The organism is Nostoc linckia z4 (assembly GCF_002608075.1).
Classification (GTDB): Bacteria; Cyanobacteriota; Cyanobacteriia; order Cyanobacteriales; family Nostocaceae; genus Nostoc; species Nostoc linckia.
Genome location: NZ_LAHA01000023.1, coordinates 140,266 through 164,052, shown reverse-complemented (window position 1 = coordinate 164,052; position 23,787 = coordinate 140,266). Strand labels below are relative to the sequence as shown.

Genomic DNA, 23,787 nt, shown 5'->3' with positions numbered 1-23,787 from the left:
AATCTTAAAATCCATCATTGCAAACATAGGATATGCAAAACACAGATGTAGTTATCATTGGTAGCGGTATTGGCGGTTTGAGTTGTGCTGGTCTTTTGGCGCGGTATGGCTTTGATGTGATAGTCTGCGAAAGTCATTCCATTCCTGGTGGTGCCGCCCACGCTTTTGAGGGCAATGGTTTCAAGTTTGACTGTGGCCCTTCTCTCTACTCTGGGCTGTCTTACAGTCCCTCCACAAACCCACTGCGGCAAGTCCTAGATGCCATTGGCTCGGAATTACCATGCGTTACCTACGATACTTGGGGTTGTTATTTGCCAGAAGGTTATTTTGACACCTCAGTTGGGGCAGAACAATTTTCTCAAGTGTTGATGAAATTGCGCGGTCGTGAGGCTGTAGCACAATGGCAGCAACTCCAACGGGTTATGGAACCACTGGCTAGTGCAGCAACGGCTATGTCACCGGCAGCATTACGCTTTGATTTGGGTGCAATTCAAACTGTGGGACGATTTGCCCCTTCTATGGCAAAACATATTGCAAGTATCATCAAGCTGACTGGGCCTTTCAGTCGAGTTATGGATGGTGTTGTCAAAGACAAATTTACGCAAAATTGGCTGAATTTGCTGTGTTTTCTGCTTTCTGGTTTGCCAGCAGATGGCACCATCGCCGCAGAGGTGGCATTTATGTTTGCTGATTGGTATAAACCAGGGGCAGTACTGGATTATCCCATTGGTGGTAGTGGTGCTTTAGTTGACGCCCTCGTCCAAGGATTACAGCGTCATGGTGGTAAGCTCATGCTAAGGGCACATGTCGAACAAGTTTTGGTGGAGGGTAATCGGGCGGTGGGTGTGCGTTTGCGCGATCGCCAAGAAATCCGCGCCCGCAAAGCAGTTATTTCTAATGCATCGGTTTGGGACACGCTGAAGCTGTTACCTGAAAATGCAGTATCAAAACAGTTCCGCGCTCAAAGACAAGCCACACCTGAGTGTGATAGTTTCATGCATCTGCATTTAGGTATTAATGCCGAAGGATTACAGCCAAATTTACAATGCCATTACGTTGTGGTGAATAATTGGGAAGCAGGGATAACAGCACCTCAAAATTTGGTGGTAATATCAATTCCTTCAGTTCTTGATTCATCCCTAGCACCACCAGGTAAGCATGTGATTCACGTTTACACCCCAGGGAATGAGCCTTATGGTATTTGGCAGGGGATGGATAGAAAAAGTGAAGAATACGCCAAACAAAAGCGATCGCGTGCTGAGGTTATGTGGCAAGCGCTAGAACGGGTTATTCCAGATATCCGTTCTCGTTGCGAAGTTACACTAGTTGGCACACCTTTAACCCACGAACGTTATCTGCGCCGTCACCAAGGTTCTTACGGCCCAGCAATTGCAGCTGGTTCTGGCATATTTCCCGGCCCCAGCACTCCCCTACCAGGGTTGTTGTGCTGTGGAGATTCGACATTTCCCGGTATTGGCTTACCAGCAGTCGCCGCTAGTGGGATGATTGCAGCCAACACTCTTGCACCTGTTAAGAAGCATTTAGAGATGCTTGAGCAGATTAAATGCGTTTAATAAGAATTCAGAATTCAGAATTCAGAATTCAGAATTTAGAATCAATTCAGGACTTACGCAAAATCATGAAAAAACTCTAACTCCTAACTCCTAATACCAATTTAATTAATGATTGCAACATATCCTTGGGTGAAGACGCGATGAATCGCGTCTCTACAAATGGTCTATTTGTCGCATTCTTTTTTCAAATTAGTATAACTCCTAACTCCTAACTCCTAACTCCTAACTCCCAACTCTTAACTCCTGAATTCATTTAATTTGTTGAGTACAAAATCGAACTGCTAACATAGCCGCACCGGCAGCTAAAATTGCTAAGGTACTTCCAGGTTCGGGTACGGCGGCAACTTTAGCATCAATTCGTGCGGTTCCAGCAAATAAACCTGCCAAACTTGAGTTACCAAGTGTCTCAGCAAATTCTGGAGAAATGAACAGTTGAACGTCAGCCAAAGCTAGAGTTAAATTTTGTTCGTCAAATGTCACAGATTGTGGAGCGCTCAAATCAAATAAAATTGGATTTGTAGAAGAAATTGTGTCTCTTAAAACAAGTCCGCTAGCATTAGGGACAGTACGTCCTGAAGCAAAACCAATTGAAAAGTTACCAACAGTAGTTTGCTGGTTGAAGGTAACAGTACCAATATGCTCGATTGTACCGAAGAGTGGAGTAAAACCTCCTTCGTCACTGAAGGTGAAGTTGGTAGCTGAATCGATTTGAAAGCCAACTAAATAATCGCTGGGAATTGGTGGGACTGTATCTTGAGTGCCTGTAATGATTAACCCGATATTTCTGAGAATATTTTCGTGGTCGCGATCGATACTGGTGACTCCAGATTCAACTTTAAAATTAGCAGCTTCTACTTGTATGGGTGCAATTGTTATACAAGCTGCTGTCATGCAACCCAAAATTCCTACAATGTGAGAAAAACGCATATATCATTGTCCTTATTTTCTGTGTTTGATTTTTGATAATTCAAAAGTTTTATTGAAATTGCATAACTCTAAAAAATAAACAACAGCTTTAGGTTGTTGACTGTTGACAGTTGAGTGTCAAGAGTAGTCATAAAATATCTTTGAAATTATAAATGTTTTGTATTTTTAAATCCGAGAAATCAGATAATATATTTCCATTTTTCCTTGATTTTTGGAATTTTATAATTTTTAGTATGTGTAGAGTGTTTGAGAAAAAATGTCTAACATCATTGCAAAATTTATGTATACACTATGGAGGCTACAGTGACAAAATTCAAGCATTAATCAAGCTAAATTTTATTTGTGTTTTTAGTGTTTAGGTGACTCGTCAGAGGATACATCAATCGAACTTTATGTTGGCTGGCAGCAATATTTCTAGATATTTGCTCACTTTTTTTATAGATTATCATACTTTTTCCCAGTCTATTATTAAATTGTTAATTCAATTTTGCAAATTGGCTATTTCGGCTGATAAACAACTTTCTAAAGAAGGGGATAATATGATTTTTAAAGTTTAAATAAAGTAATTGTCAATTTAATAACATATTTAAATTCATACAGATAATAATTAAAATTAAATTATGCGATCGCGAATAAACATCACTATTAATAGTTGAGCTTCCAGCTTGATAAATCAGGTATTAGACATAATATTTGCTCAAAAGATAGTTATGTTTAATCCAGCCGAATCACTATTATTTAGCTCTCAACTGATTATTGTGATGTAATCAACAATCAGTAAATATTTAATTAATTTAGAAGTTTAGGTTAAGAAGGAAAGCGATACCCTCAAGTTGAGTACTACACTTATAGAGCTAATGATGGAGGTAGTCCAGATAGAATAGTACTTCTGGCGTTCTCGAACAGTCAAAGATAGTAACTTGGGGAACTCCAAAAAATACGTTGACGGTTCACACTCAACAATCAACAGTCAACAATTAACAGTCTTCTATAGAATATTTTTTACTTGGAAGTCCTTTGGCGTGGGAGTGGAGAGTTAAAAATTATTATTCCCCTACCCCCTATTCCCGATGTCGCCACTATATACTTCCGTTTTTGGATAAAAGTAGAAATTAGAAAATTGACAGGGAGTCGCAAAAACGATATACCATATAGTGCATCATACGCAAACCGTTGTTTTATGCCTAGTGTTGAACTTGACGAAAAACGAGAGCATCGCATTCAAACAGAGATCGTTGTAGATGCTGAAGATAAAGAAGATCGGGCTATGGGTTGGTACTACTACCTAGAAGAAGCTCTGAATTTTCCGTTTATGGCTAAATGGACTAAGAAGAACCGTAAATCAGGTTCAGTAGAGGAAAAACCAGTCGAGGTTTTGGGAATGGCACCAGATGATGAGTGCTTGAAAGATATGTTTGTGGAAGTGGCTTATATTAATGGTAAGGATGATGATGTGTATTCTGCCAAGTTATCTGAAATAGTAGCCATTGATGTTGACAGTGAAACTGAAGAAGCGATCGCAGACTGGCTCTATTGGCTTGCTAGAGGCTATAAATTCTAAGACAAATTCCGAATCACGCGACAAGGATTGCCAGCAGCGATAACATTTTCAGGTATATCTTTTGTCACTACACTACCAGCACCAATGGTTGTGCGATCGCCAATAGTTACACCTGGACAAATAATTGCACCGCCACCAATCCAGACATTATTGCCAATGTTAATTGGAGCTGCTAGTTCTCTACCAGAAAGGCGAATTTCTGGTTCTGTAGGGTGATAAGCAGTGTAAATTTGTACGTAAGGAGCGCATAAGACGTTATCGCCGATACAAACTGTATTGCAGTCTAAAATTACACAGCCATAGTTTAAATATAATTTATCTCCAGCAAAAATATTACTACCATAGTCACAGTGAAAAGGTGGTATTATGGTTACCTTGTGACCAATTTTTCCAAATAATTCCTGCAAAATTTGTTGTCGTTGCTGTTGTTGTTCTTGGGTTGTAGAGTTGTACTGTCGCAACAGGCGACTGGCTCGTTTATTTTCGGCAGCTAATTCGGGATCTTCTGCTAGATATAATTCGCCTGCGAGCATTTTCTGTTTTTCGGTTTTTTCCATGACAGATTTATAACCAAGGGATAGCAGTAATTTTTGCACATTGCCTTGGTTAATCAGCTGCCAAGAGTATTTAACTTGCACATTTTTTCGTATTGGTTGTTAACAGTTGACAGTTAACCGTCAGCGGTCAACTAAAATATGGAATAGGTAGCTTTTCCTTGGCGCTTAGCTCGGTACATAGCGGTATCGGCATCCCGTAATAGGGTTGCAGGTTCTTCATAGCTATGACAATTCCACGCAATACCAATGCTGGCTGTAGTTTGTAGTTGATTTCCCTCAAGGCTAAGGGGTAACCTGAGGGAGTCTTGAATACGTCTAGCAACGTTGGTAGCGTCAGTCACATCTCTAATATCTTCTAAAAGAACGGTAAATTCATCACCACCAAATCTTGCTACAGTATCGCCGCTACGTAAGCATGACTCTAAACGTCTAGCGATCGCTACTAAAAAATCATCCCCTATTCCATGCCCGAAGCGATCGTTAATCTCTTTGAAGTTATCTAAATCTAAAAACAAAACTCCAAAATAATAATCGCTTTTGCGTTTGCTACGTTCAATCGCTTGTTTTAGTCTGTCTAGAAACAATATACGATTTGGTAATTCTGTCAATCCATCATAAAAGGCATTGCGGATCAATTGTGCCTCTGTTTCCTTACGTTTAGTGATGTCTTGAAAAACCAAAACTGCACCAGTAATATTGCCATCCCGATCCCGTATGGGTGCAACGTTATCCTCTATTGGTATTTCTTTCCCATCTTTGCTAATTAGCGTACAGTTTTCCGGTAGATTGAAAATTTCACCTGCTTCGATTACATCCATAGCTAAATTTTCAATTGCTTCTCCGACATCTTTATCAACTAAGCTCACAACTTCGACTAAATCTTTACCTAAAGCTTCGCTTTGTTTCCAACCAGTGATAATTTCTGCTGTTGGATTCATCATTTGAATGGAACCATTTGCATAGGTGACAATCACTGCACGTCCCATACTATTAATAATCGCTGTAAGTCTCTGTTTTTCCTCTTGTAATGTCTTTTCACTCTGGTATTTATACAGAGTCATTTCAATTACAAAATGTAAATCACTTTTAATAAATGGTTTGATTATATAGTTAAAAGGCTGAATTAATTGTTTTTTCTGTAATACTTTATATTCGGAGCGATTTATGATATGTACAACAGGTATCTGGAAATCATTTTCAATAATATCTACTACTTCCACACCGTTAATTTCCCCAGCTAGGCAGATATCAATTAATACTAAATTTGGTTGAATTTCTGCTATCTTTTTTATTACCTCTTCACCAGACTCAGTTATTTCTGAAACGATATAGCCTAACTTTTGTAAAATTTTTTTGATATTTGAGGCTAGGGTTTTTTCATCCTCAACAACTAGGATTTTGCGGGGGAACATGTTACGATAGCCTGTTTGCTAAGGTTGAGATTTCGCTGTTACTATTAGCTAAATCTAAAATTCATAATATTATCATAAACAATCTCTCAATACCTTGCTAAATAGCAAACAACAGTTTATTTACATCTGATAATTTCTGTGTTTTCTGAAGTTAATCTGACGATTATATGCGGTTAGTATCAAGTTATTAATACCGTAAATAAATCATGAGCAATCAAAAATCTATATTTACAAACATGCAATAATTATCTTGATAAAAACTAGAACCATTCAGTATAGTATTTATCCAAAAACTAATCAAGAATCCAATTTCACAAATTCACAGCATAGTAATTTTTCATTTTCTCCTTTTGAAGTGGGTTTTGAGAGAGAAACTTGTAAGGAGCTAAGCAGTAGAAGAAGGGCATGAATCATCTATAGCAATACCAAATAATTGGTGAGATATTACATATTAGGGTTGTTGACTGTTAACCGTTGACAGTCAACAGTCAACACCAATATTTTTGACAACTGAAATAGGATTGCTATATTTGCACGCTCCAGCTAAACCCTTGTTTTTGCTGGTTTATGGGTGTCGATGTCTAAAACACGGTTTGCGTTTTAGACATCGGACTTACTTTTAGTGAGTTCAATGCTGATTTTGCCACTAAAGTCTGGAATTGGTGCGCCAGGTTTGGTGAGAATGACTTGGACTTGTGTGATGCGATCGTACTGTTGGAGGATAGAATCTGCAATCACCGTTACAAGCTTCTCCACCAAAGCGAACTTAGAAGTTTTCACAAGATGTTGTACTAAGCTAATGACGCTGCGATAATCTAAAGTGTCTTCGATGGCGTCAGTCTTAGCCGCTGGGGAGATATCCAACCATAACCTCACATCAACCTCAAACCATTGTCCTAGCACCTGTTCTTCTGGCAGATACCCAGTGTAGCCATAGCCGCGAATTCCTGTTAAATAAATGCAGTCCATAAAAGTTTGAGAGCAAATTGTGTGCATTTTGTAGAAAGTGTAGTTGCGACGTTGCCATCCTTCCCAAAGTTGAATCAATTGGTGTCAACCTAGTAGTTTGCTTTCGTGACTTGGCTCTTTAAAGGGGAAAGGGGAAAGGGGAAAGGGGAAAGGTTTTAAATCCCTTATCCTTTAACCCTTTCCCCAGTCCTCACCCAGCAAAGATGACTTGCCAGAGTACTAGGCTTAGGGAAAGGAGCTTTTGAGCCTTGGAGGTTCAAAAACCGAGCCTTGGACTTTCCCGATCCCACTTTCCAAGACGGATTGTAAATTGAATTTTCCCAAACAAAATCTAAAATTTAAGATTGTTTTATAGCTATGTTTGATTTGATGCCGATCGCCTTTAAAAATGTTAATCAACTTTGGGCTTATATCTTAACAGAGACGCTAAAGCAGCTGGGATTGACTTGTGCTATTATTTGCCCTGGTTCGCGCTCCACACCCTTAGCAGTGGCCTTTGCCCAACAAGCACCTGAAATTGAAGCAATTTCCATCCTTGACGAACGCTCCGCCGCGTTTTTCGCCTTAGGACAAGCCAAAGCAACCGGACGCCCTGTGGCAGTTGTTTGCACCTCTGGTACAGCCGGAGCTAACTTTTTTCCAGCGGTAATAGAAGCTTCATATAGCCGCGTACCACTGTTGGTATTAACCACCGATAGACCCCCAGAATTGCGAGATTGCCACTCTGGCCAAACGATAGACCAGTTGAGATTATATGGCAACTACCCAAATTGGCAAGCCGAGTTAGCCTTACCCTCTGCTGATAGAGGAATGTTAGCTTACCTGCGGCAAATGGTAATTCATAGCTGGGAAACAACGCAAATCCCCACAAAAGGCCCGGTACATTTAAATATTCCCTTTCGCGATCCTTTAGCACCCGTTCCCGATGGAACTGACTTAAGTTTTTTACAATCCCATTTCCACCCTGAAGACTTCTTTGCAGGTATCGCAAACATTACCCAATGCCCCATGCCCCATGCCCAATGCCCTATCCCCAAAGAATGGAAACAATGCGATCGCGGCATTATTATCGCAGGTGTAGCCCAACCGCAGCAACCACAGGAATATTGTAGAGCGATCGCTCAATTGTCCCAAACTCTCAAATGGCCTGTTTTAGCAGAGGGACTTTCGCCACTGAGAAATTATGCCGAACTCAACCCCTGTTTAATTTCCACCTATGACCTGATTTTGCGAAATCAGCAACTAGCCAAACAGCTAGCACCGCAAATGGTAATTCAAATAGGAGAAATGCCCACTAGCAAAGAATTACGTAGCTGGATAGATACAACCCAACCCCAACGCTGGGTAATCGACAACAGCAACCAAAACCTCGACCCTTTGCACGGGAGAACGACGCATTTGCGGATGAGTGTAGAGCAGTTTTTTTGGGGAGATGAGGAGATGGGGAGATGGGGAGATGGGGAGAGAATTTCACCCAACCACCCCACCACCCCACCACCCTACCCCTCCCACACTTCCCCATCTTCCCCCGACTACCTCCGCCAGTGGTGTGCAGCAGAAGCGCAAGTGAGAACAGCTATTGAGCAAACTATGGGGAATATGGAGGAATTATTTGAAGGGAAAGCAGCGTGGTTAATTTCTCAAACGCTACCGCCAGGAACGCCGCTGTTTATTGCTAATAGTATGCCTGTGCGGGATGTGGAGTTTTTCTGGAAACCGAATAATTTAAAAGTGCGATCGTATTTTAACCGGGGTGCAAATGGCATTGATGGGACATTATCCACAGCTTTAGGAATTGCCCATCGCCAGCAAAGTAGTGTGATGCTAACAGGAGATTTAGCTTTGTTGCATGACACCAACGGTTTTTTAATCCGCAATAAATTTGTGGGACATCTGACAATTGTGTTAATTAATAACAATGGCGGTGGCATTTTTGAAATGTTACCCATCGCCAAATTTGAACCACCATTTGAAGAGTTTTTCGGCACTCCCCAAGATATTGATTTTGCTCAATTATGCGCTACTTATAATGTGCAGCATGAATTAATTAATTCTTGGGAACAATTGCAGCAAAAATTAAACCCGCTACCAACTACAGGAATTCGGGTTTTAGAGTTGCAGACAAATCGCAAAGTTGATGCCAAGTGGCGACAAGAGAAGTTAAGGAAGTTTGCGACAGATATTGTGATTTAACTATCCCTAAATAAAGTTGAGCTTAGTTAAGCCGCCCTAGTAATAAAACGGCTTAATTTAATTAAGCACCTTTTTCATCTAAAAGTTTTTTTATATTTGCCATAAACCCTTGTTGACTAAATTAGGTAAATAGTTGATATATTTTGTAAGACTATGAGTTTTACCAACACAAGATGTGGCATCTTCATTTATTATTCTTGAATGATATTCTTTAATTGGTTTACGTCCACAAGGATTATTACCTAGTTCAGCTAATTTAAAAGCCGTTTTTAATATAAAATCATCATCGTTATACACATTTATTAAACTTCCTTTTATTTTCGAGGCTACATAACCCCAATTTTTGCTACTATCTCTACGGACAGCACCACCTAGAAGAATTATATTTTCCAGAGAATGCCCTTTTACTGACCAATTATCCATACAATAATAAGCAACACGCGCACCCAGTGAATGAGCAACAAGAGAAATATTTTCTTCAGGAATTTGAGATTTAATTAGGCTTGGTAAATAATCCTTACCGACACATGCAGCACGGCTTTTACATTTATGCCAGTTCAAGATTACTAATTGAGAAGTACAACTCAATTTATTTGAAGCGTCCCAATATAATTGATATATAGAGTGTTGCCATCCAGCATAATTCAATGCTAAAAGCAAAGTATTGTCACGTACCTTATCCTCACTTAAATATCCATCTATAAAAACCAAAGCTTTGAAACTTCCTGGTGGGCTTGAAATAAGTCGCAGTTCAGGGCATTCCATTTATATATTCATCTGAAAAATTAGTCCTATTAATAGGATTTCCAGAACTATTATTTCTATATCAAAACTGGATCTAAGGAAGCTGACACAAGTGATGTACTTTACTTATCTGATAATTGCTGTAAACCGAATTTTCGCATTCTTCTTTGCGTCTTTGCGCCTTTGCATGAAACACTAAATCTTAGCGATCGCCTTTCGATTCCTAGTTTGCCCAATTTTTTATAAAAAATTAGTCTAAAAATTTTTAAAATGGACTTGAATCCATATGGCTTATAATCCATAATAAACTCATGACATGGGAAATTTCGTTTCATAATGAATTTCTGCCTGAATTCTATGAATTAAGAGAAGAAGTACAAGATGAACTCCTTGCACATGCGAAATTGCTTGAATCACAAGGGCCACTCTTGCGAAGACCTCATGTCGATACACTTAAAAATTCTCGACATAAAAATATGAAGGAACTTCGTTTTTATGCAGACGATGGTGTATGGCGAGTAGCTTTTGCTTTTGATCCAGAGAAGAAAGCAATATTACTTGTAGCTGGTAATAAAGCAGGGATAAGTGAAAAAAGATTTTACAAGCAACTTATTGCAAAGGCAGATAAACGATTTGACTCTCATATTGAGGATTTGAAGTCAAAAGGAGAATGAAGTTATGGCAAAAAAACTGAGTGATGTAATGGCAGAACTCCCACCTGCACGTCGAGCAAAAATTGAAGCCCGCGCTCAAGAGCTTATTGCTGAAAACATGACGCTTCAAGATATTAGAAAAGCCAGAAAGTTAACTCAGGAATCTATGGCAGAACAATTAGGAATTCGTCAAGATAGTGTCTCTAGGCTCGAAAAACGTGCAGACCTTTTGCTTTCTACATTGCGTAGTTATGTAAAGGCTATGGGAGGAGAGCTAAAACTTGTAGCAGAATTTCCTGATAGACCTCCTGTGATTATTTCTACATTAGGAGAATTAGACGATCGCTCTTTTGAAATAGAAGCAGAATAAGCGATCAACCTTCTCCTTTGCATTAAATTTACCCGCTTACTTACCTTCTAACCACCCTTCTAAATCAGCAAGTGTAGAGAAATCCAACAAAGCATCACCTAAAGCTTCCAACTGTTCCACTGATAAGCCTTGAATCTGGGACACAACTGTATCAGGAAGATTACTGACGCGCCGATTTAATAATCGTAAAACGATCGCTCTTTCTCCTTCAATCTTTCCTTCAATCTTTCCTTCAATCTTTCCTTCAATCTTTCCTTCCTCTCGTCCTTGTTCCTTCGCTTCCACAATAGCCCGTGGTTCCTCCAAATTTAGCCCCAACATAGTTTCAATCTCCTCTCGACTCAGGTTAGAAAACTTGTAAACAATAATCGTTGTAACTAAATCAATTATCGCTTGCTCTGATTGTTGCCGTGCTTGTTCCAGCAAAAACCGCGCCCCTTCTACTGCTTCAGTTTCAGCAGTCACATTTGTTAGCAACATTAGACCCAATCCCAAAGGTTGTTGTCGTAAATCTCCCAACTCATCGAGATAAACTCGCCTGACTTGTCCACTCTCCAGCAAAGCACGGTGAATTGTTAAATTTGATGGTTCCAGACTGCGAGAAGGAAAAATCAGCACTCCAAACCAGTCATCGTAACGAATAGAGTGACGGTAGAGAAACAAAAACAATTCGCTAAAGAAGCGATGATATAAATCTTCGTCTTTCTGAAACTGGACTTCAGCAAAGAAAACAACTTTAGAAACTGCATTGGCGGGAGGTAGAAAAACTCCATCAATGCGAAAGGCCGTTTCTTTAACCTCAACCGATTCAAACTGGTAGTCTGCTGCTTGTGGGGGTGGTTGGTCTACTAACTCAAACAGCAATCCTGGAAATTGTTTGAACAATTTGTAGAAAATGGAGTCCCGTCGCATTTTCGTCGCTAATGAATTACCAGCCCTGATTGTAAAGCTTGAGACATTAATCTTAGCGTAGGCGTAGCTCACACTTCGACAAGCTCAGTGACCACCGCAGGTATCGCAACTCCCCACGTCCGCGATAAAATTCTCGAAGCAACAGCACACTCCATACCAATGCAAATCAACTGGGAAACTGCCAAAACCTACGAAGATATCCTGTATCAAAAAATCGATGGCATTGCAAAAATCACCATTAACCGCCCCCACAAACGCAATGCTTTCCGCCCCAAAACTGTCTTTGAACTTTACGATGCTTTTTGTGATGCTCGTGAAGATACCACTATTGGTGTTGTCCTATTTACGGGATATGGGCCGCATACTGACGGTAAATATGCTTTCTGCGCTGGCGGCGACCAAAGCGTGCGGGGACATGCTGGTTATGTCGATGATAGTGGCGTCCCTCGGTTGAATGTGCTGGATTTGCAACGCTTGATTCGTTCCATGCCGAAAGTAGTGATTGCTTTGGTAGCTGGATATGCGATCGGTGGCGGACATGTCCTACACTTGATTTGTGACCTTACCATTGCCGCCGATAACGCCATTTTCGGACAAACTGGGCCGAAAGTCGGCAGTTTTGATGGTGGTTTTGGCGCTAGCTATCTAGCTCGCATTGTAGGGCAAAAAAAAGCTAGAGAAATTTGGTTTCTTTGCCGTCAATATAATGCACAACAAGCTTTAGAAATGGGATTAATTAATTGCATCGTCCCAGTGGAACAATTGGAAACTGAAGGTATTCAATGGGCGCAAGAGATTTTAGAAAAAAGTCCCATCGCAATTAGATGTCTCAAAGCAGCATTTAACGCTGACTGTGACGGACAAGCTGGTTTACAAGAACTCGCCGGCAATGCCACCCTACTGTATTACATGACAGAAGAAGGGTCTGAAGGCAAAAAAGCCTTTCTCGAAAAACGTCCGCCAGATTTTCGCTCTTTTCCTTGGTTGCCATAAAATTGCAAAAATCGCACCTTCCTGAAGGGTGCGATTTTTGTAGATGTCAATGTTTACAGCACTAAAAATCTTAAAAACAAATTTTATTTTAAGCAGACTAGGAACTTAGTCCAGTAATAATGAGTGACTAAATAAGCACAGCTTCAGTTTTAGCTTCTTAGGAATTAGAAACAGCTGTTTCCTCTACAAGAGCAAGAGCAGCATGATCTAAATCTGAGACAAAGGATTGAGAAGAAGCTAAAACTGGTTTTGCATCTGGCAAACCCCAAGCATCCTCTAAAGTTTCCCAAGAAGGTGCAAAGGGTGGGATCGCCAGAGCGCAAGCCTTCCAGCTTGCTTGAACTGGCGCTCCCAATTGCTGACACGTTCCGCCACGACGGCCTTCTGGCTGGTAATGGCGGCAATATCTACAGGCAGATGCTAAAGATTTAATAGGTTTCATTTGGGTTCATCATTAGTGCCGTTTATGGCTGAATTTCACCCTTATATTTTGCTTCTATATATAAAGAGGTACGAAAGGCTAAAAATCATTATTTACTCTAGGTTTCAGCGATCCCAAGGAAAAAATAAATTTTAGAATATTTTTATATTCCTGTTATATTTTTCAATGTTTTATGGAGTGGATACCTATAGATTTTGGCTAAAAATTATTAGGGATCAATGTTAAAAGTAAGATTTTTGATTTCTCGATTGTTTTAATTTCTTCCTTAAGGATAGCTGAAGCTTGATAATTAGAGATATTATGGTGTGCTTTTACATGGCACTCGGCACATTTTAGCAGTAATAACTTCCCAGTCATCAGTCATCTGTCATCAGTCATCTATCACCAGTCACCAGTCACCAGTTAACAGTCTACACTCCATCTAACTTAGTAGTTGAATTTATTGGCTTCAAAATTGCTTAGCAGCACAGATGCAACAGACTGTCCAGCGCTGAAGTTCACCTGGTGGGGTGGGGGATTGACATTGGGGACAAAGGGGTAAGCCATGCGATCGCTCTTGTACTAACTTAGTCCAATGACCAAAAGCTGCATTTGCATCTTGGATACTGGGTATAGTGTCGGGGCTGCTGCTAATGCGATCGCCAAGGTAACTTGGATGTTCATGGGGCAAAATTGTTTGTTGCTGTTTTCTTTCCACAGATGAGTGCTGCCAGCCAGCAGTGGAAAAACGAATATCAACCAACGGCGTTGGCAGCTTTTGATTCAACTTTAAAAGCAAAGACGCCCGGCCAAAAGTCAGGTTTTGCGCCCAAGCTGCACTAGAAGTTGCTACCCACAAAACATCGCGCTGAATCGATAACGGTCGAGTATGTCTAGCAGCCACAGGCCCAACAACCTCCGCCCAACACTTGAGCAAGCGTTGAAATGGTTGCTCCTGCCATTTAGCCTGCTTTTCTAGGATGCCTAAAATATCATTAACTGATTTGAACGACATTGTTAAAACATAGGGAGACAAGGGGCAGGGGAGATGAGGGGCAGAGGGAAAATAACTCAACAGTCAACACTCCCTGCTTGCCCAATACCCTATTTCCTATTCTCAAGATAGACCTTCATGAACTATCCTTCACAACAAAGCCTAAAAATCTCTATTTCCTAATCCCCATGCCCAATGCCCAATGCCCAATGCCCAATGCCCAATGCCCAATGCCCTATGCCCAATGCCCCATGCCCACTTCTCAGTAATTTTCGCTAATATTGGCACAAATATGTCTAAAGTTAATTCCAGTAATCTACGTTTGAGGTATTGAGGTAATGACTGAAAACCCCCTGAATAATTCCGGTAATCAATCGCCTAAGACACCTGGGTTGAAGCCAGCACTGGCAGCAGCACTAGCGAGTTTAGAGGTGCCCCTAGATCGAGAATTAGCGAGATACCGACGCACGCGAACTGGTTCAGTATCCTCGAACCAATCCCGTGTTGGGAGTTACATCAACAGTCAACCTCAGCAGTTCACCGCTGTTTCTACGGCATCGGGTACAACTGGCATATCAGTGGCGGAAACTAAGATCGATGTACCACCACTTCCACCTGTGTCCGTACCTGTGAATCCTCAGATCGCTCCAGCCTCATCTGTAGTCAAAATTGATGAATCACCGATACCAGCACCTCCTAATCCTCTGGTGGAATCAGAACCAGTGACGGTAAATACTGAGATACAAGGTAATGTAAATCATGTACAGCCCAGTTTGGATTCTGGTAAAAAACAAACTGAACTTCCACCACCGCCGCCTAACTTTAGTACCAGTATCGTACCAACAGTTGTAAAAGATACTAAAGACGAAAATCTTGTGCAGCCGGATGATGGACTCAAGCAACCAGATGACTATCTGGAATCTAGTGAAGCGCTGCTGCGGAGTCTTACAGAAGAACAACCACAAACTAAAAAGCCCAATACAAATAATTATGGTGACAGTCTGCTATCACCTTTGGGCATCGGCTCGATGTTGCTGCTATTGGTGGCAAGTTTGACTTTGGGTTATGTAGTTTTCAATCCTAAAAGCTTGCCCCAGTGGAATTTAGCCAAGTTGTTTAATAGTAACCCACCAACAGCACCGGAAAATACTCAGCCAGTGGCTAGTAATGTCCAATCTCAGATCCAGACACCAACCACATCTGTGCCCAAGTATCCTAATCTGGCTGCTGAAGAGTTTCCGGAAGTGAGAGACCCTAATGATGTAGTTGGCTTAAAACCGAAAGCTCAAACAACGCCTCCAGTTGTCACCAATCCAGTTATTCCCCAAAATCCTATAAATACTCAACCTCCATTACGTGAGGCTGTCACACCGCTAAAACCAACAAGTCCCATCGCCATTGCACCAGTACCCACGGCAAAGCCCTTACCTCTTGCGAGTTTGTCCTCGACGACTCCAAAACCAAAAACTTCACCTGAGCCAAATGCAGAAATCAAACCATCTACAGATGGGTTTTATCATGTAGTGATAGACAATCAAGGCCGTGCTTTAGCCTCAGCACGGGAAATAATTCCTGATGCTTATTTATCACCTGATAAACAATTGATTTTTATGGGTGCTTTTAAGACTAAAGAGCAAGTACAAAGACACATACGATTATTAGAATCCAAAGGAATTAAGGCACGAGTTCAATAGCCGTGAGTCGTAAAAATGTAAGATACCATGAGATAACGGTGCTAAGTGGGAAATAGGGAGTAGGTAGAGATGAGGATTAACCCTTGTCTCTACGAAGTGCAGATGCAAGAGATGTAAAATCTTGGTTGTTTAGTACGCTACTACAAAAATTCTGATACTTAGGAGCGTTCGACTAGCGGCGATCGCCACCTATTATGAATGAAACAAACATTTTCTTTACCCATTCTCTACTCCCTATTCCCCGCGTTTTTGAAGAGTAGTGGTTATTTAGCACTCAATACGGGCTAAACCCCCGGCTACCGCTAGCAAGACTCACTACTGAGTTTCGTGAATGGAGAGCAGAGATGGAGTTAATTAAGCGTATCCTGCGGGTGATTCGTGCTAACATCAACAGTTTGATTAGCAGTACAGAAGATCCAGAAAAGATTCTGGAGCAAACTGTGATGGAAATGCAGGAAAATTTGGTGCAGTTGCGCCAGGGTGTAGCACAAGCCATCGCCACCCAAAAACGCACTGAACGACAAGCTGCTGCTGCCCAATCCCAAGCAGAAGAATGGTATCGCCGCGCCCAGCTAGCACTGCGACAAGGTAATGAAGTCTTAGCACGGGAAGCTTTAACAAAGCGTCAAGCTTATAAAGAAACGAATATAGCCTTATCCAATCAAATAGAACAACAAAATGAGATTGTGGTTAGGCTAAAAAAGGATATGCGATCGCTAGAATTAAAAATTGGCGAAGCGAAAACTAAAAAGGATATGTATATTGCTCGTGCCCGTTCTGCTGAAGCTTCCTATCGCTTACAAGAAATGCTCGATGGAGTTTCTGCTACTAGCAGTCTCAACGCCTTTGAACGGATGGAAGAAAAAGTTTTGCAGATTGAGGCAAAATCAGAAGCCATTGCTCAACTCAGTAGCGATGACTTGGAAACACAATTTGCTTCCTTGGAATCTACTAATGATGTAGATGCCGAGTTGGCAGCTATGAAGGTGCAAGTTTTAAATGAGGCAGAAAACACACAGCACAACAACCGCCTCTTGGAAGACAACCAGAAAATCGAGCAGCCTCTCCAACAGCAGCTACCCAAAACACAAGACTCTTAAAGTTCGGTGAATTGCCACGGCTTCGAGATATCTTAACAATTAAGAGTTGTTGGGAGGTACCGATCCAAACCGGAAAGATTACATTGAAATAGGTAGCTATTAAAAAGTAAAAAAGCTAACTGTCCAACAAAGAGCGTAAACCAAAACAAGGAAAAACAAAGTTATGGGATTATTCGATCGCATTAAACGAGTTGTTAGTGCTAACCTTAATGACCTAGTAAACAAAGCCGAAGATCCAGAAAAAATGCTAGAGCAAGCCATCCTGGAAATGCAGGAAGACTTGGTTCAACTGCGTCAGGGAGTAGCCCAGGCGATCGCTGCTCAAAAACGCACTGATAAACAGTATACTGATGCTCAAAATGAAATCAATAAGTGGCAGCGCAATGCTCAATTGGCACTGCAAAAAGGTGATGAAAACCTCGCAAGACAAGCCCTAGAGCGTAAAAAGACTTATACTGACACCGGCGCTGCACTCAAAGCTAGCTTAGATCAACAAAGCATTCAAGTTGAAACCCTCAAGCGCAACTTAATCCAGCTGGAAAGCAAAATTTCTGAGGCCAAAACCAAGAAAGAAATGCTCAAAGCCCGGATTACCACTGCTAAAGCCCAAGAACAACTCCAAGGTATGGTACGTGGAATGAATACCAGCAGCGCGATGGCTGCCTTCGAGCGGATGGAAGAAAAAGTCTTGATGCAAGAAGCCCGTGCCCAGTCAGCAGGAGAATTGGCAAGCGCCGATTTAGAAAGTCAATTTGCCCAGTTGGAATCTGGTAGTGATGTTGATGATGAATTAGCTGCTTTGAAGGCGCAAATGCTACCACCCGCCGCTCCACAAAATCAACCCCAACTACCACCCCAACAACCAACCCAACAACAAACCGCTGCTCCCAAGTCTAATGATGTGGTTGATGCTGAGTTGGATTCCCTACGCAAGCAATTGGATCAGATGTAAAATTGCCAAAAAACTTACTTGAGCCAGTCCCACGCCTATTGGTTGTGGGATTTTACGTTTTTAGTCATTTGTCATTTGTCATTTGTCATTTGTCATTTGTCATTTGTCAAACAGGAAGTGTGGGAGGATAGTGAAGAAATCTTTCCCCCCTCTCTCCCCACACTCCCCACACCTCCCCACCTCCCCACCTCCCCATCTCCTCATCTCACCTCAGATTTTGGATGTTGGGACAAATTGTATCCTCCTGCTGATCTTCTAAATTCTTCCAGCCCGAAAGCAATCCTTGGATTTCGGAGCGTAAGGTTAATAACTGATCGATTTGGCGATCGATGTCTAAAAGCTTTTGTTCTAGCTTTTCTTGAATCTCACCACAAGGTACTTGTCCTTGGTCATAAACTTGAAGAATATCTCCAATCTCTTCTAAGCTAAGACCAAAGTTTTGTGCCCTTTTAATGAAAGCTAAACGAGTTAACACATCTAATGAAAACTGGCGAAAGCCTCCTTCTGTTCGCTTTGATGATTTGATTAAACCTAAACTTTCGTAATAACGAATTGTGCGAATGGGAATTTTACTTAAGTTGGTTACCTGGCCGATTAAAAGTAGTTTGTTATCTTGAGCTAACACGGTAGTTTTCCCTTTTTTGTGATGATTATTACATTATTTGAATATAAAATTGCTAAATATTTTAGTAGTTTGTCGCTAACATCATTGGACTGCAATTTTTCATTTATTGGGTAAATCCTTGTCGTAGTACTGAAAGTAACTGTTTGTTTATAGTTCCTATGTTACTTGTAGATCGAACGCTTCACTACAAGTGAAACTATAAAAATGAATCTCAATTCCCAGACTTTTAATTCAACCCGTAAACCTAAAAATTTTAATAATCCAGAGCGTTTTATTGAAGGATGGTATTGGGTAATACCCTCTACAAATCTGCTGGTAGGTGAAGTAAAATCTGTCACGATTTTGGGTAGGGAGTTAGTGATTTATCGGGGAAAAGACAAAAGAGTAGTGATTTTTGATGCCTACTGTCCGCACATGGGCGCTCACCTTGCTGAAGGTAAAGTAGAGGGAAATGCACTACGTTGTTTTTTCCATCACTGGAAGTTTGATGCTGAAGGAATGTGTGTTGATATTCCATGTTTAGAGACGCCGCTTTCTTTGAAGTTACAATCTTGGCCCACTGCTGAAAAATACGGGATGATTTGGGTTTGGACTGGAGAAATACCACAACAACCGCTACCTTTTGTTCCAGAATTAGAACAAAAAGAGTGCGATGTGAGCATTCATTCTCACTTTTTCATGAATTGCCATCCCAATGTGGTGATGATTAATGCCATTGATGCTCAACATCTCAATACAGTCCACAGATTGCCTGTAGAAGTTGTCTTTGAAAGACACCAACTCAACGAAAATGCAATGATCTTCACCAACATTGCACCCCTCAAAGAAAATTCATTTGTCATCAAGCTCATCCGTCTTTTTTACAAAAATACCATTACTTATAGTATTTGCTATTGGTACGGTAGCATCGGCATTGTGACATTCGGCCCCGATTTTTTCCATGTTCACATGATGTTTGCTGTCCGCCTTAATGAAGGGGGAAAAGCTGAAGGTCAAATTTTGTTGATGGTTAAAAAACGTAAGGGGATTTTTGGTTGGTTATCCAATCGAGTTGTGTTGTGGTTGACTAAGATTGCAGGTAAGTACTTTCTGATGGGTGACATCAAAGTTGTCCAAACTATTCGCTTTGATTTGAAGACCCCAATTAGAGCAGATTATTCAATTATGCAGTTTATCAATCATGTTGAAAAACAACAGGCTCGATTCTGGGGGACTTGGGAACAAACGCGATCGCGCGATGATGAAAGCAAAGCCAAGCGCGAAAGATGGCGAGATAGTATGAGTAATGATTAAGTATCAGAATTCAGGAGTCAGAATTCAGGAGTCAGAATTCAGAATTCAGGAGTCAGAATTCAGGAGTCAGAATTCAGGAGTGAAAAGCTTGATATTTGGCTGGAAAAGTTAGGTATTATACTTGATTTAGTTGCAAATTGCTCAATCACTAAATAAAAGTTAAAAGTTGAAACAAATAGTTTTAACTTTTAATTTATTTTTTCCTGGGCATACGATATAAATAAAAAGAAGTGGCAAAGCCACTTCCTAATTCCCAGGTAGAACCTAAGTCATGAGTATAACGACTACAAAAAATTGAAATAGTATAAACAAACACCAATTTGTTGAATATCTCTGTTTTCCTTGTATTCTGGCTTAGGCAATCATTATTTCTGTCAGGCAAATAACACTATATTTAATAAATTTTGCTGTTCCAATGCCAATTTTGGTATCAGTCAACAAATGAGATATTGAGCAGCCGATTATTCTTGACTAGGATTCAATACAACGATGATTTCTGCGAGTGTAATTCCTAAAGGTTTCCAATGGCGATTACTGGAAGAAAAAGTAGTATCTCCTAACACTGCTTGGTAGTCGTTGGGAAACTTTTCGGAGGCATTAGTAGCAGCGTCTACTCGCAAAATCAGTTTACCTTGATAGCGGGATAATTTGCTGCTATCTAACAAAATTGTGCCGCCGTAATCCCAGCCTAATCCATAGAGTTTAAAGTTACCTAATTTCTGGCGTAACTGGCTTAAGGAGGTTCCGACACCGATACCTTCACGAGTTTTCCAAGCGGAACCCAAGTTACGCACATCTAAAGGTTTGGTACGGGTTTTATCACTCCAGACTACCAAAAGCGATCGCCCCCGATCTAACTTTAATTGAGTAGCGGCAAAACTACCGATTCCTTCAGCACCGGAAATGGTTTTATCAACCACACGAGACGCACCAAACAATTTTACTAAATCTCGTTTGGTGGTTGTGCGTGTTATTGGCCCTACTCTTTCCCCAGGAATAATCAGGGTGTCTGTCAATGGTTGTGATTGTGCAATAGTAACTGAATTATCGATTTTTTGGGGTAATGCAACTGCTTCTTTTGCTGAGTAAATTACCAGCAACGCTAACGTAGCTGTAGCGATACTTTTAATATGTGACTTCACAATATACCTCAATGAAATCCGATTGGGGATGTTTCTTCAATTATTACTTTTCAGTTTTAACTTCTACAATTTCCCAATTACGGATTCCTGATTTTCTCAAAATTTTATGAAGAACAATTCAGAACGGGCTAAACGCCCCGCTACCGCTAACAGGAGTCAGAATTCAGTATGAATTGGAGTCCGACTGGTTGATAGCGCAGCGGTAGCGAGTCTTGCCTACGGCACGCTGCGCGAACGAGCATCGCGTTTGAATATTGGTTTAAAATTCAGGCGAATTGTGGGCGAAACCAATTTTAGACATTATTCCTTATTAAAACTCTATCCTTTTATGGATAGAGTATCCACAAATTCTGAATTCTGAATTCTGACTCCTGAATTCTGACTCCTTTTTATTTCATCACCCTAGTTGCGTTGAAAATTGCCAGCAACGCTACTCCAACATCTGCAAACACAGCTTCCCACATTGTCGCTATGCCGAAAATACCCAATCCAATAAATACACCTTTAATTGCTAGGGCAAACCCAATATTTTGCCAAACTATTTTTCTGGTTTTTCTGGCAATTTGAATTGCTTGTGCTACTTTTGATGGTGCATCTGTGATGATGACAATATCGGCAGTTTCTATGGCTGCATCGGAACCTAAGCCGCCCATTGCCATACCAATATCTGCTCTAGCAATTACTGGGGCATCATTAATTCCATCTCCAACAAAGGCTACTTTAGCATGTTTTTCGGTGGTGCTGAGTAATTTTTCAATGGCGTTGACTTTTTCTTCTGGTAATAACTCTGCTTCGTAGATATCTATGCCTATTTCTTGAGCAATTCGAGAAGCGATCGCTTGATTATCTCCTGTCAACATTACTGTTTTTTCTACACCCATTTTTTTGAGTGTTTGGATTGCTTCTCTAGCATCTTCTTTGAGTTCATCAGCTATTACTATATAGCCAGCGTAGATATTATCTACTGCTAAATGAATAACTGTACCTTCCACTAGGCAATTATCATGAGCAATAGCTTCTTGATGTAATAAGCGATCGCTACCTGCCATTACTACTTTATTTGCAACTTTGGCTCTAATTCCACAACCTGCTATCTCTTCATAATCTTTGACATCAGATGCATCAATATTATTACCGTAAGCATTGCGGATAGATTGGGCTATGGGATGATTAGAATGGGATTCTATTTTAGCCGTTAATTCCAATAATTCTTCTTCAATAAAACCATTTTTTGGTACTATTTTTGTGACTTGAAATACTCCTTTGGTTAAAGTTCCAGTTTTATCAAATACAACTGTTTTGACTGCATTCAGACTATCTAAAAAAGTAGAGCCTTTAACTAAAATTCCACGCTTTGCCGCACCTCCAATACCTCCAAAGTAACCTAATGGAATACTTATAACTAATCCACACGGACAGGAAATAACTAATAAAATCAGGGCACGATAAATCCATTCTGAGGAAGTTGCACCAGAAATAAATAAAGGAGGCAATAAAGCAACGCCTAGAGATGCAAAAACTACTATCGGCGTATAATATCGAGCAAATTTAGTAATAAATTTCTCTGTTGCGGCTTTTTTGCTTTTGGCATTCTGCACCAAGTCTAAAATCTTGGCAATGGAAGATTCATCAAACAGTTTTGTTACTTGAATAGTTAGAACGCCGATTTTATTGATTGTTCCAGCTAAAACTGTTTCTCCCGGCTTCACACTTCGCGGTACAGATTCTCCTGTTAACGCAGATGTATCAATTTGAGAATTACCTTGGAGAATTTCACCATCTAAAGGAATTTTTTCTCCAGGTTTAACGACGATAATATCTCCAATTTTTACTGTGTCTGGTGATACTTTTTTCAATCCTTGTTCTGTTTGGATATTTGCATAATCTGGGCGGATTTCTAATAAAACTTTGATAGAATTACGAGAACGGCTGACGGCAATATCTTGGAATAATTCGCCAATTTTATAAAATAACATCACTCCCACAGCTTCGGGTAATTTATGAATGGCGATCGCTCCTAGTGTTGCTACTGTCATTAAAAATGTTTCGTCAAATATTCTACCTCTAAGAATATTGCGTCCAGCAGTTTTTAAAACACTCCATCCACTTAATAAATAAGCAGGAATGAAAACTAAATACTCACCTATTGAGTAGAGTGTATTATGCAATTGATTTTCAAAAATTACACCTGGTGCATACAAACTTAAAATCCTTACTAAAGGAAATATCTCATTTTTGAGGTTGAATTCTCCCCCGTGGTTGTGATTGTGGTCATGGTTATGATTCTCATCATGATGATGGTTATGATTCTCGTGATGTTCGTGTTCGCAACTGCAACAACCTGAAGATTCTGAATGTAGTTTTTGCTTCATTTTTTTGAGAATTGTAAGTTATTGGATATAGAACCTTTCTTTAAAGGTAATGAAAAAAATTAATTTTTACAAGTTAATAATTTAAGAAAGATAATCGATATCAATAAGTCGGAATTCAGAATCCAGAAGTCAGAATTCACAAGGTTTAATGTTAAATTTTGCAATTGATTATTAGCGATTACTCAGATTACCAATTTCTCAAATATTTGAATTTGATAATAAGTATTAATCTCACGTAAGATGCTTTCGGAGATGAGGGAGACAAGGGAGCAGGGGAGATGAGTTTTTCCCATCTGCCTCCTGGAACCTCTTCTGTCCAATGCCCCATG

General features: G+C 40.4%; 22 protein-coding genes. 11 read left to right on the top strand and 11 right to left on the bottom strand.

Annotation, left to right across the window (positions count from 1 at the left end):
* The first annotated feature begins 32 nt into the window (after positions 1 to 32).
* The gene (locus VF06_RS19125; RefSeq protein ID WP_099068775.1) at positions 33 to 1,574 is read left to right on the top strand and encodes a phytoene desaturase family protein; all 1,542 of its coding nucleotides are present in this window, start codon (positions 33 to 35) and stop codon (positions 1,572 to 1,574) included.
* Between the two features lie 249 nt (positions 1,575 to 1,823).
* Here the strand turns inward: VF06_RS19125 and VF06_RS19120 are convergent, their stop codons facing one another.
* Positions 1,824 to 2,501, bottom strand: coding sequence for a PEP-CTERM sorting domain-containing protein (locus VF06_RS19120; RefSeq protein ID WP_099068774.1), 678 nt, complete (start codon positions 2,499 to 2,501; stop codon positions 1,824 to 1,826).
* Between the two features lie 1,180 nt (positions 2,502 to 3,681).
* On the opposite strand from VF06_RS19120, the gene VF06_RS19115 reads away from it, so the two are divergent.
* Positions 3,682 to 4,062 (top strand): calcium-binding protein, encoded by a 381-nt coding sequence (locus VF06_RS19115; RefSeq protein WP_099068791.1) that lies wholly within the window; start codon positions 3,682 to 3,684, stop codon positions 4,060 to 4,062.
* On the opposite strand, the gene VF06_RS19110 is transcribed toward VF06_RS19115, so the two are convergent.
* The 3 genes from VF06_RS19110 to folB all read right to left on the bottom strand — a co-directional run bounded on the left by VF06_RS19110 (position 4,059) and on the right by folB (position 7,000).
* Complete coding sequence (locus VF06_RS19110; RefSeq protein ID WP_099068790.1) at positions 4,059 to 4,619, bottom strand: sugar O-acetyltransferase; 561 nt, start codon at positions 4,617 to 4,619, stop codon at positions 4,059 to 4,061. The genes VF06_RS19115 and VF06_RS19110 overlap by 4 nt on opposite strands.
* 131 nt (positions 4,620 to 4,750) lie before the next feature.
* Positions 4,751 to 6,031, bottom strand: coding sequence for a diguanylate cyclase domain-containing protein (locus VF06_RS19105; protein ID WP_099068773.1), 1,281 nt, complete (start codon positions 6,029 to 6,031; stop codon positions 4,751 to 4,753).
* Between the two features lie 600 nt (positions 6,032 to 6,631).
* On the bottom strand, positions 6,632 to 7,000 hold the full coding sequence (gene folB / locus VF06_RS19100) for a dihydroneopterin aldolase (protein ID WP_099068772.1): 369 nt from the start codon (positions 6,998 to 7,000) through the stop codon (positions 6,632 to 6,634).
* A gap of 357 nt (positions 7,001 to 7,357) precedes the next feature.
* Here folB and menD point away from each other — a divergent pair, with 357 nt between their 5' ends.
* Complete coding sequence (gene menD, locus VF06_RS19095; protein ID WP_099068771.1) at positions 7,358 to 9,193, top strand: 2-succinyl-5-enolpyruvyl-6-hydroxy-3-cyclohexene-1-carboxylic-acid synthase; 1,836 nt, start codon at positions 7,358 to 7,360, stop codon at positions 9,191 to 9,193.
* 90 nt (positions 9,194 to 9,283) lie between these two features.
* Here menD and VF06_RS19090 read toward each other — a convergent pair whose 3' ends face one another.
* On the bottom strand, positions 9,284 to 9,958 hold the full coding sequence (locus VF06_RS19090) for a DUF726 domain-containing protein (RefSeq protein ID WP_099068770.1): 675 nt from the start codon (positions 9,956 to 9,958) through the stop codon (positions 9,284 to 9,286).
* 290 nt (positions 9,959 to 10,248) lie between these two features.
* Here VF06_RS19090 and VF06_RS19085 point away from each other — a divergent pair, with 290 nt between their 5' ends.
* The gene (locus tag VF06_RS19085; RefSeq protein ID WP_099068769.1) at positions 10,249 to 10,611 is read left to right on the top strand and encodes a type II toxin-antitoxin system RelE/ParE family toxin; all 363 of its coding nucleotides are present in this window, start codon (positions 10,249 to 10,251) and stop codon (positions 10,609 to 10,611) included.
* 4 nt (positions 10,612 to 10,615) lie between these two features.
* Entirely contained in the window at positions 10,616 to 10,960 is a 345-nt protein-coding gene (locus tag VF06_RS19080) for an XRE family transcriptional regulator (RefSeq protein ID WP_099068768.1), read from the top strand.
* Between the two features lie 36 nt (positions 10,961 to 10,996).
* Here VF06_RS19080 and VF06_RS19075 read toward each other — a convergent pair whose 3' ends face one another.
* Positions 10,997 to 11,872 (bottom strand): Rpn family recombination-promoting nuclease/putative transposase, encoded by an 876-nt coding sequence (locus tag VF06_RS19075; protein WP_099068767.1) that lies wholly within the window; start codon positions 11,870 to 11,872, stop codon positions 10,997 to 10,999.
* Between the two features lie 159 nt (positions 11,873 to 12,031).
* Here VF06_RS19075 and menB point away from each other — a divergent pair, with 159 nt between their 5' ends.
* Positions 12,032 to 12,865 (top strand): 1,4-dihydroxy-2-naphthoyl-CoA synthase, encoded by an 834-nt coding sequence (gene menB, locus VF06_RS19070; protein WP_099068789.1) that lies wholly within the window; start codon positions 12,032 to 12,034, stop codon positions 12,863 to 12,865.
* A gap of 157 nt (positions 12,866 to 13,022) precedes the next feature.
* Here menB and VF06_RS19065 read toward each other — a convergent pair whose 3' ends face one another.
* Together VF06_RS19065 and VF06_RS19060 are read right to left on the bottom strand one after the other, a co-directional pair.
* Positions 13,023 to 13,307, bottom strand: a complete 285-nt coding sequence (locus VF06_RS19065; protein WP_099068766.1) for a hypothetical protein — start codon at positions 13,305 to 13,307, stop codon at positions 13,023 to 13,025.
* Positions 13,308 to 13,755: 448 nt separating this feature from the next.
* Positions 13,756 to 14,301 carry a DciA family protein gene (locus VF06_RS19060; protein ID WP_099068765.1) on the bottom strand — a complete coding sequence of 182 codons (546 nt, stop codon included), beginning with the start codon at positions 14,299 to 14,301 and terminating at the stop codon, positions 13,756 to 13,758.
* A gap of 77 nt (positions 14,302 to 14,378) precedes the next feature.
* On the opposite strand from VF06_RS19060, the gene VF06_RS40985 reads away from it, so the two are divergent.
* The 4 genes from VF06_RS40985 (at position 14,379) to VF06_RS19045 (ending at position 18,026) form a co-directional block, all read left to right on the top strand.
* Complete coding sequence (locus VF06_RS40985) at positions 14,379 to 14,549, top strand: hypothetical protein (protein ID WP_180267581.1); 171 nt, start codon at positions 14,379 to 14,381, stop codon at positions 14,547 to 14,549.
* 69 nt (positions 14,550 to 14,618) lie between these two features.
* Complete coding sequence (locus tag VF06_RS19055; RefSeq protein ID WP_099068764.1) at positions 14,619 to 15,974, top strand: hypothetical protein; 1,356 nt, start codon at positions 14,619 to 14,621, stop codon at positions 15,972 to 15,974.
* 344 nt (positions 15,975 to 16,318) lie between these two features.
* On the top strand, positions 16,319 to 17,074 hold the full coding sequence (locus VF06_RS19050; protein ID WP_099068763.1) for a PspA/IM30 family protein: 756 nt from the start codon (positions 16,319 to 16,321) through the stop codon (positions 17,072 to 17,074).
* Between the two features lie 163 nt (positions 17,075 to 17,237).
* A complete protein-coding gene (locus VF06_RS19045) occupies positions 17,238 to 18,026 on the top strand; it encodes a PspA/IM30 family protein (protein WP_099068762.1) in 789 nt (262 codons plus the stop codon).
* A 205-nt stretch (positions 18,027 to 18,231) separates the two neighbouring features.
* On the opposite strand, the gene VF06_RS19040 is transcribed toward VF06_RS19045, so the two are convergent.
* Entirely contained in the window at positions 18,232 to 18,651 is a 420-nt protein-coding gene (locus VF06_RS19040) for a heavy metal-responsive transcriptional regulator (RefSeq protein WP_099068761.1), read from the bottom strand.
* 204 nt (positions 18,652 to 18,855) lie between these two features.
* On the opposite strand from VF06_RS19040, the gene VF06_RS19035 reads away from it, so the two are divergent.
* Positions 18,856 to 19,944: an aromatic ring-hydroxylating dioxygenase subunit alpha gene (locus tag VF06_RS19035; protein ID WP_099068760.1), complete on the top strand. Its 1,089-nt coding sequence runs from the start codon at positions 18,856 to 18,858 to the stop codon at positions 19,942 to 19,944.
* A gap of 461 nt (positions 19,945 to 20,405) precedes the next feature.
* On the opposite strand, the gene VF06_RS19030 is transcribed toward VF06_RS19035, so the two are convergent.
* Together VF06_RS19030 and VF06_RS19025 are read right to left on the bottom strand one after the other, a co-directional pair.
* A complete protein-coding gene (locus tag VF06_RS19030) occupies positions 20,406 to 21,086 on the bottom strand; it encodes a hypothetical protein (RefSeq protein WP_099068759.1) in 681 nt (226 codons plus the stop codon).
* 389 nt (positions 21,087 to 21,475) lie between these two features.
* Positions 21,476 to 23,458 (bottom strand): heavy metal translocating P-type ATPase, encoded by a 1,983-nt coding sequence (locus VF06_RS19025; RefSeq protein WP_099068758.1) that lies wholly within the window; start codon positions 23,456 to 23,458, stop codon positions 21,476 to 21,478.
* Positions 23,459 to 23,787: the final 329 nt, after the last annotated feature.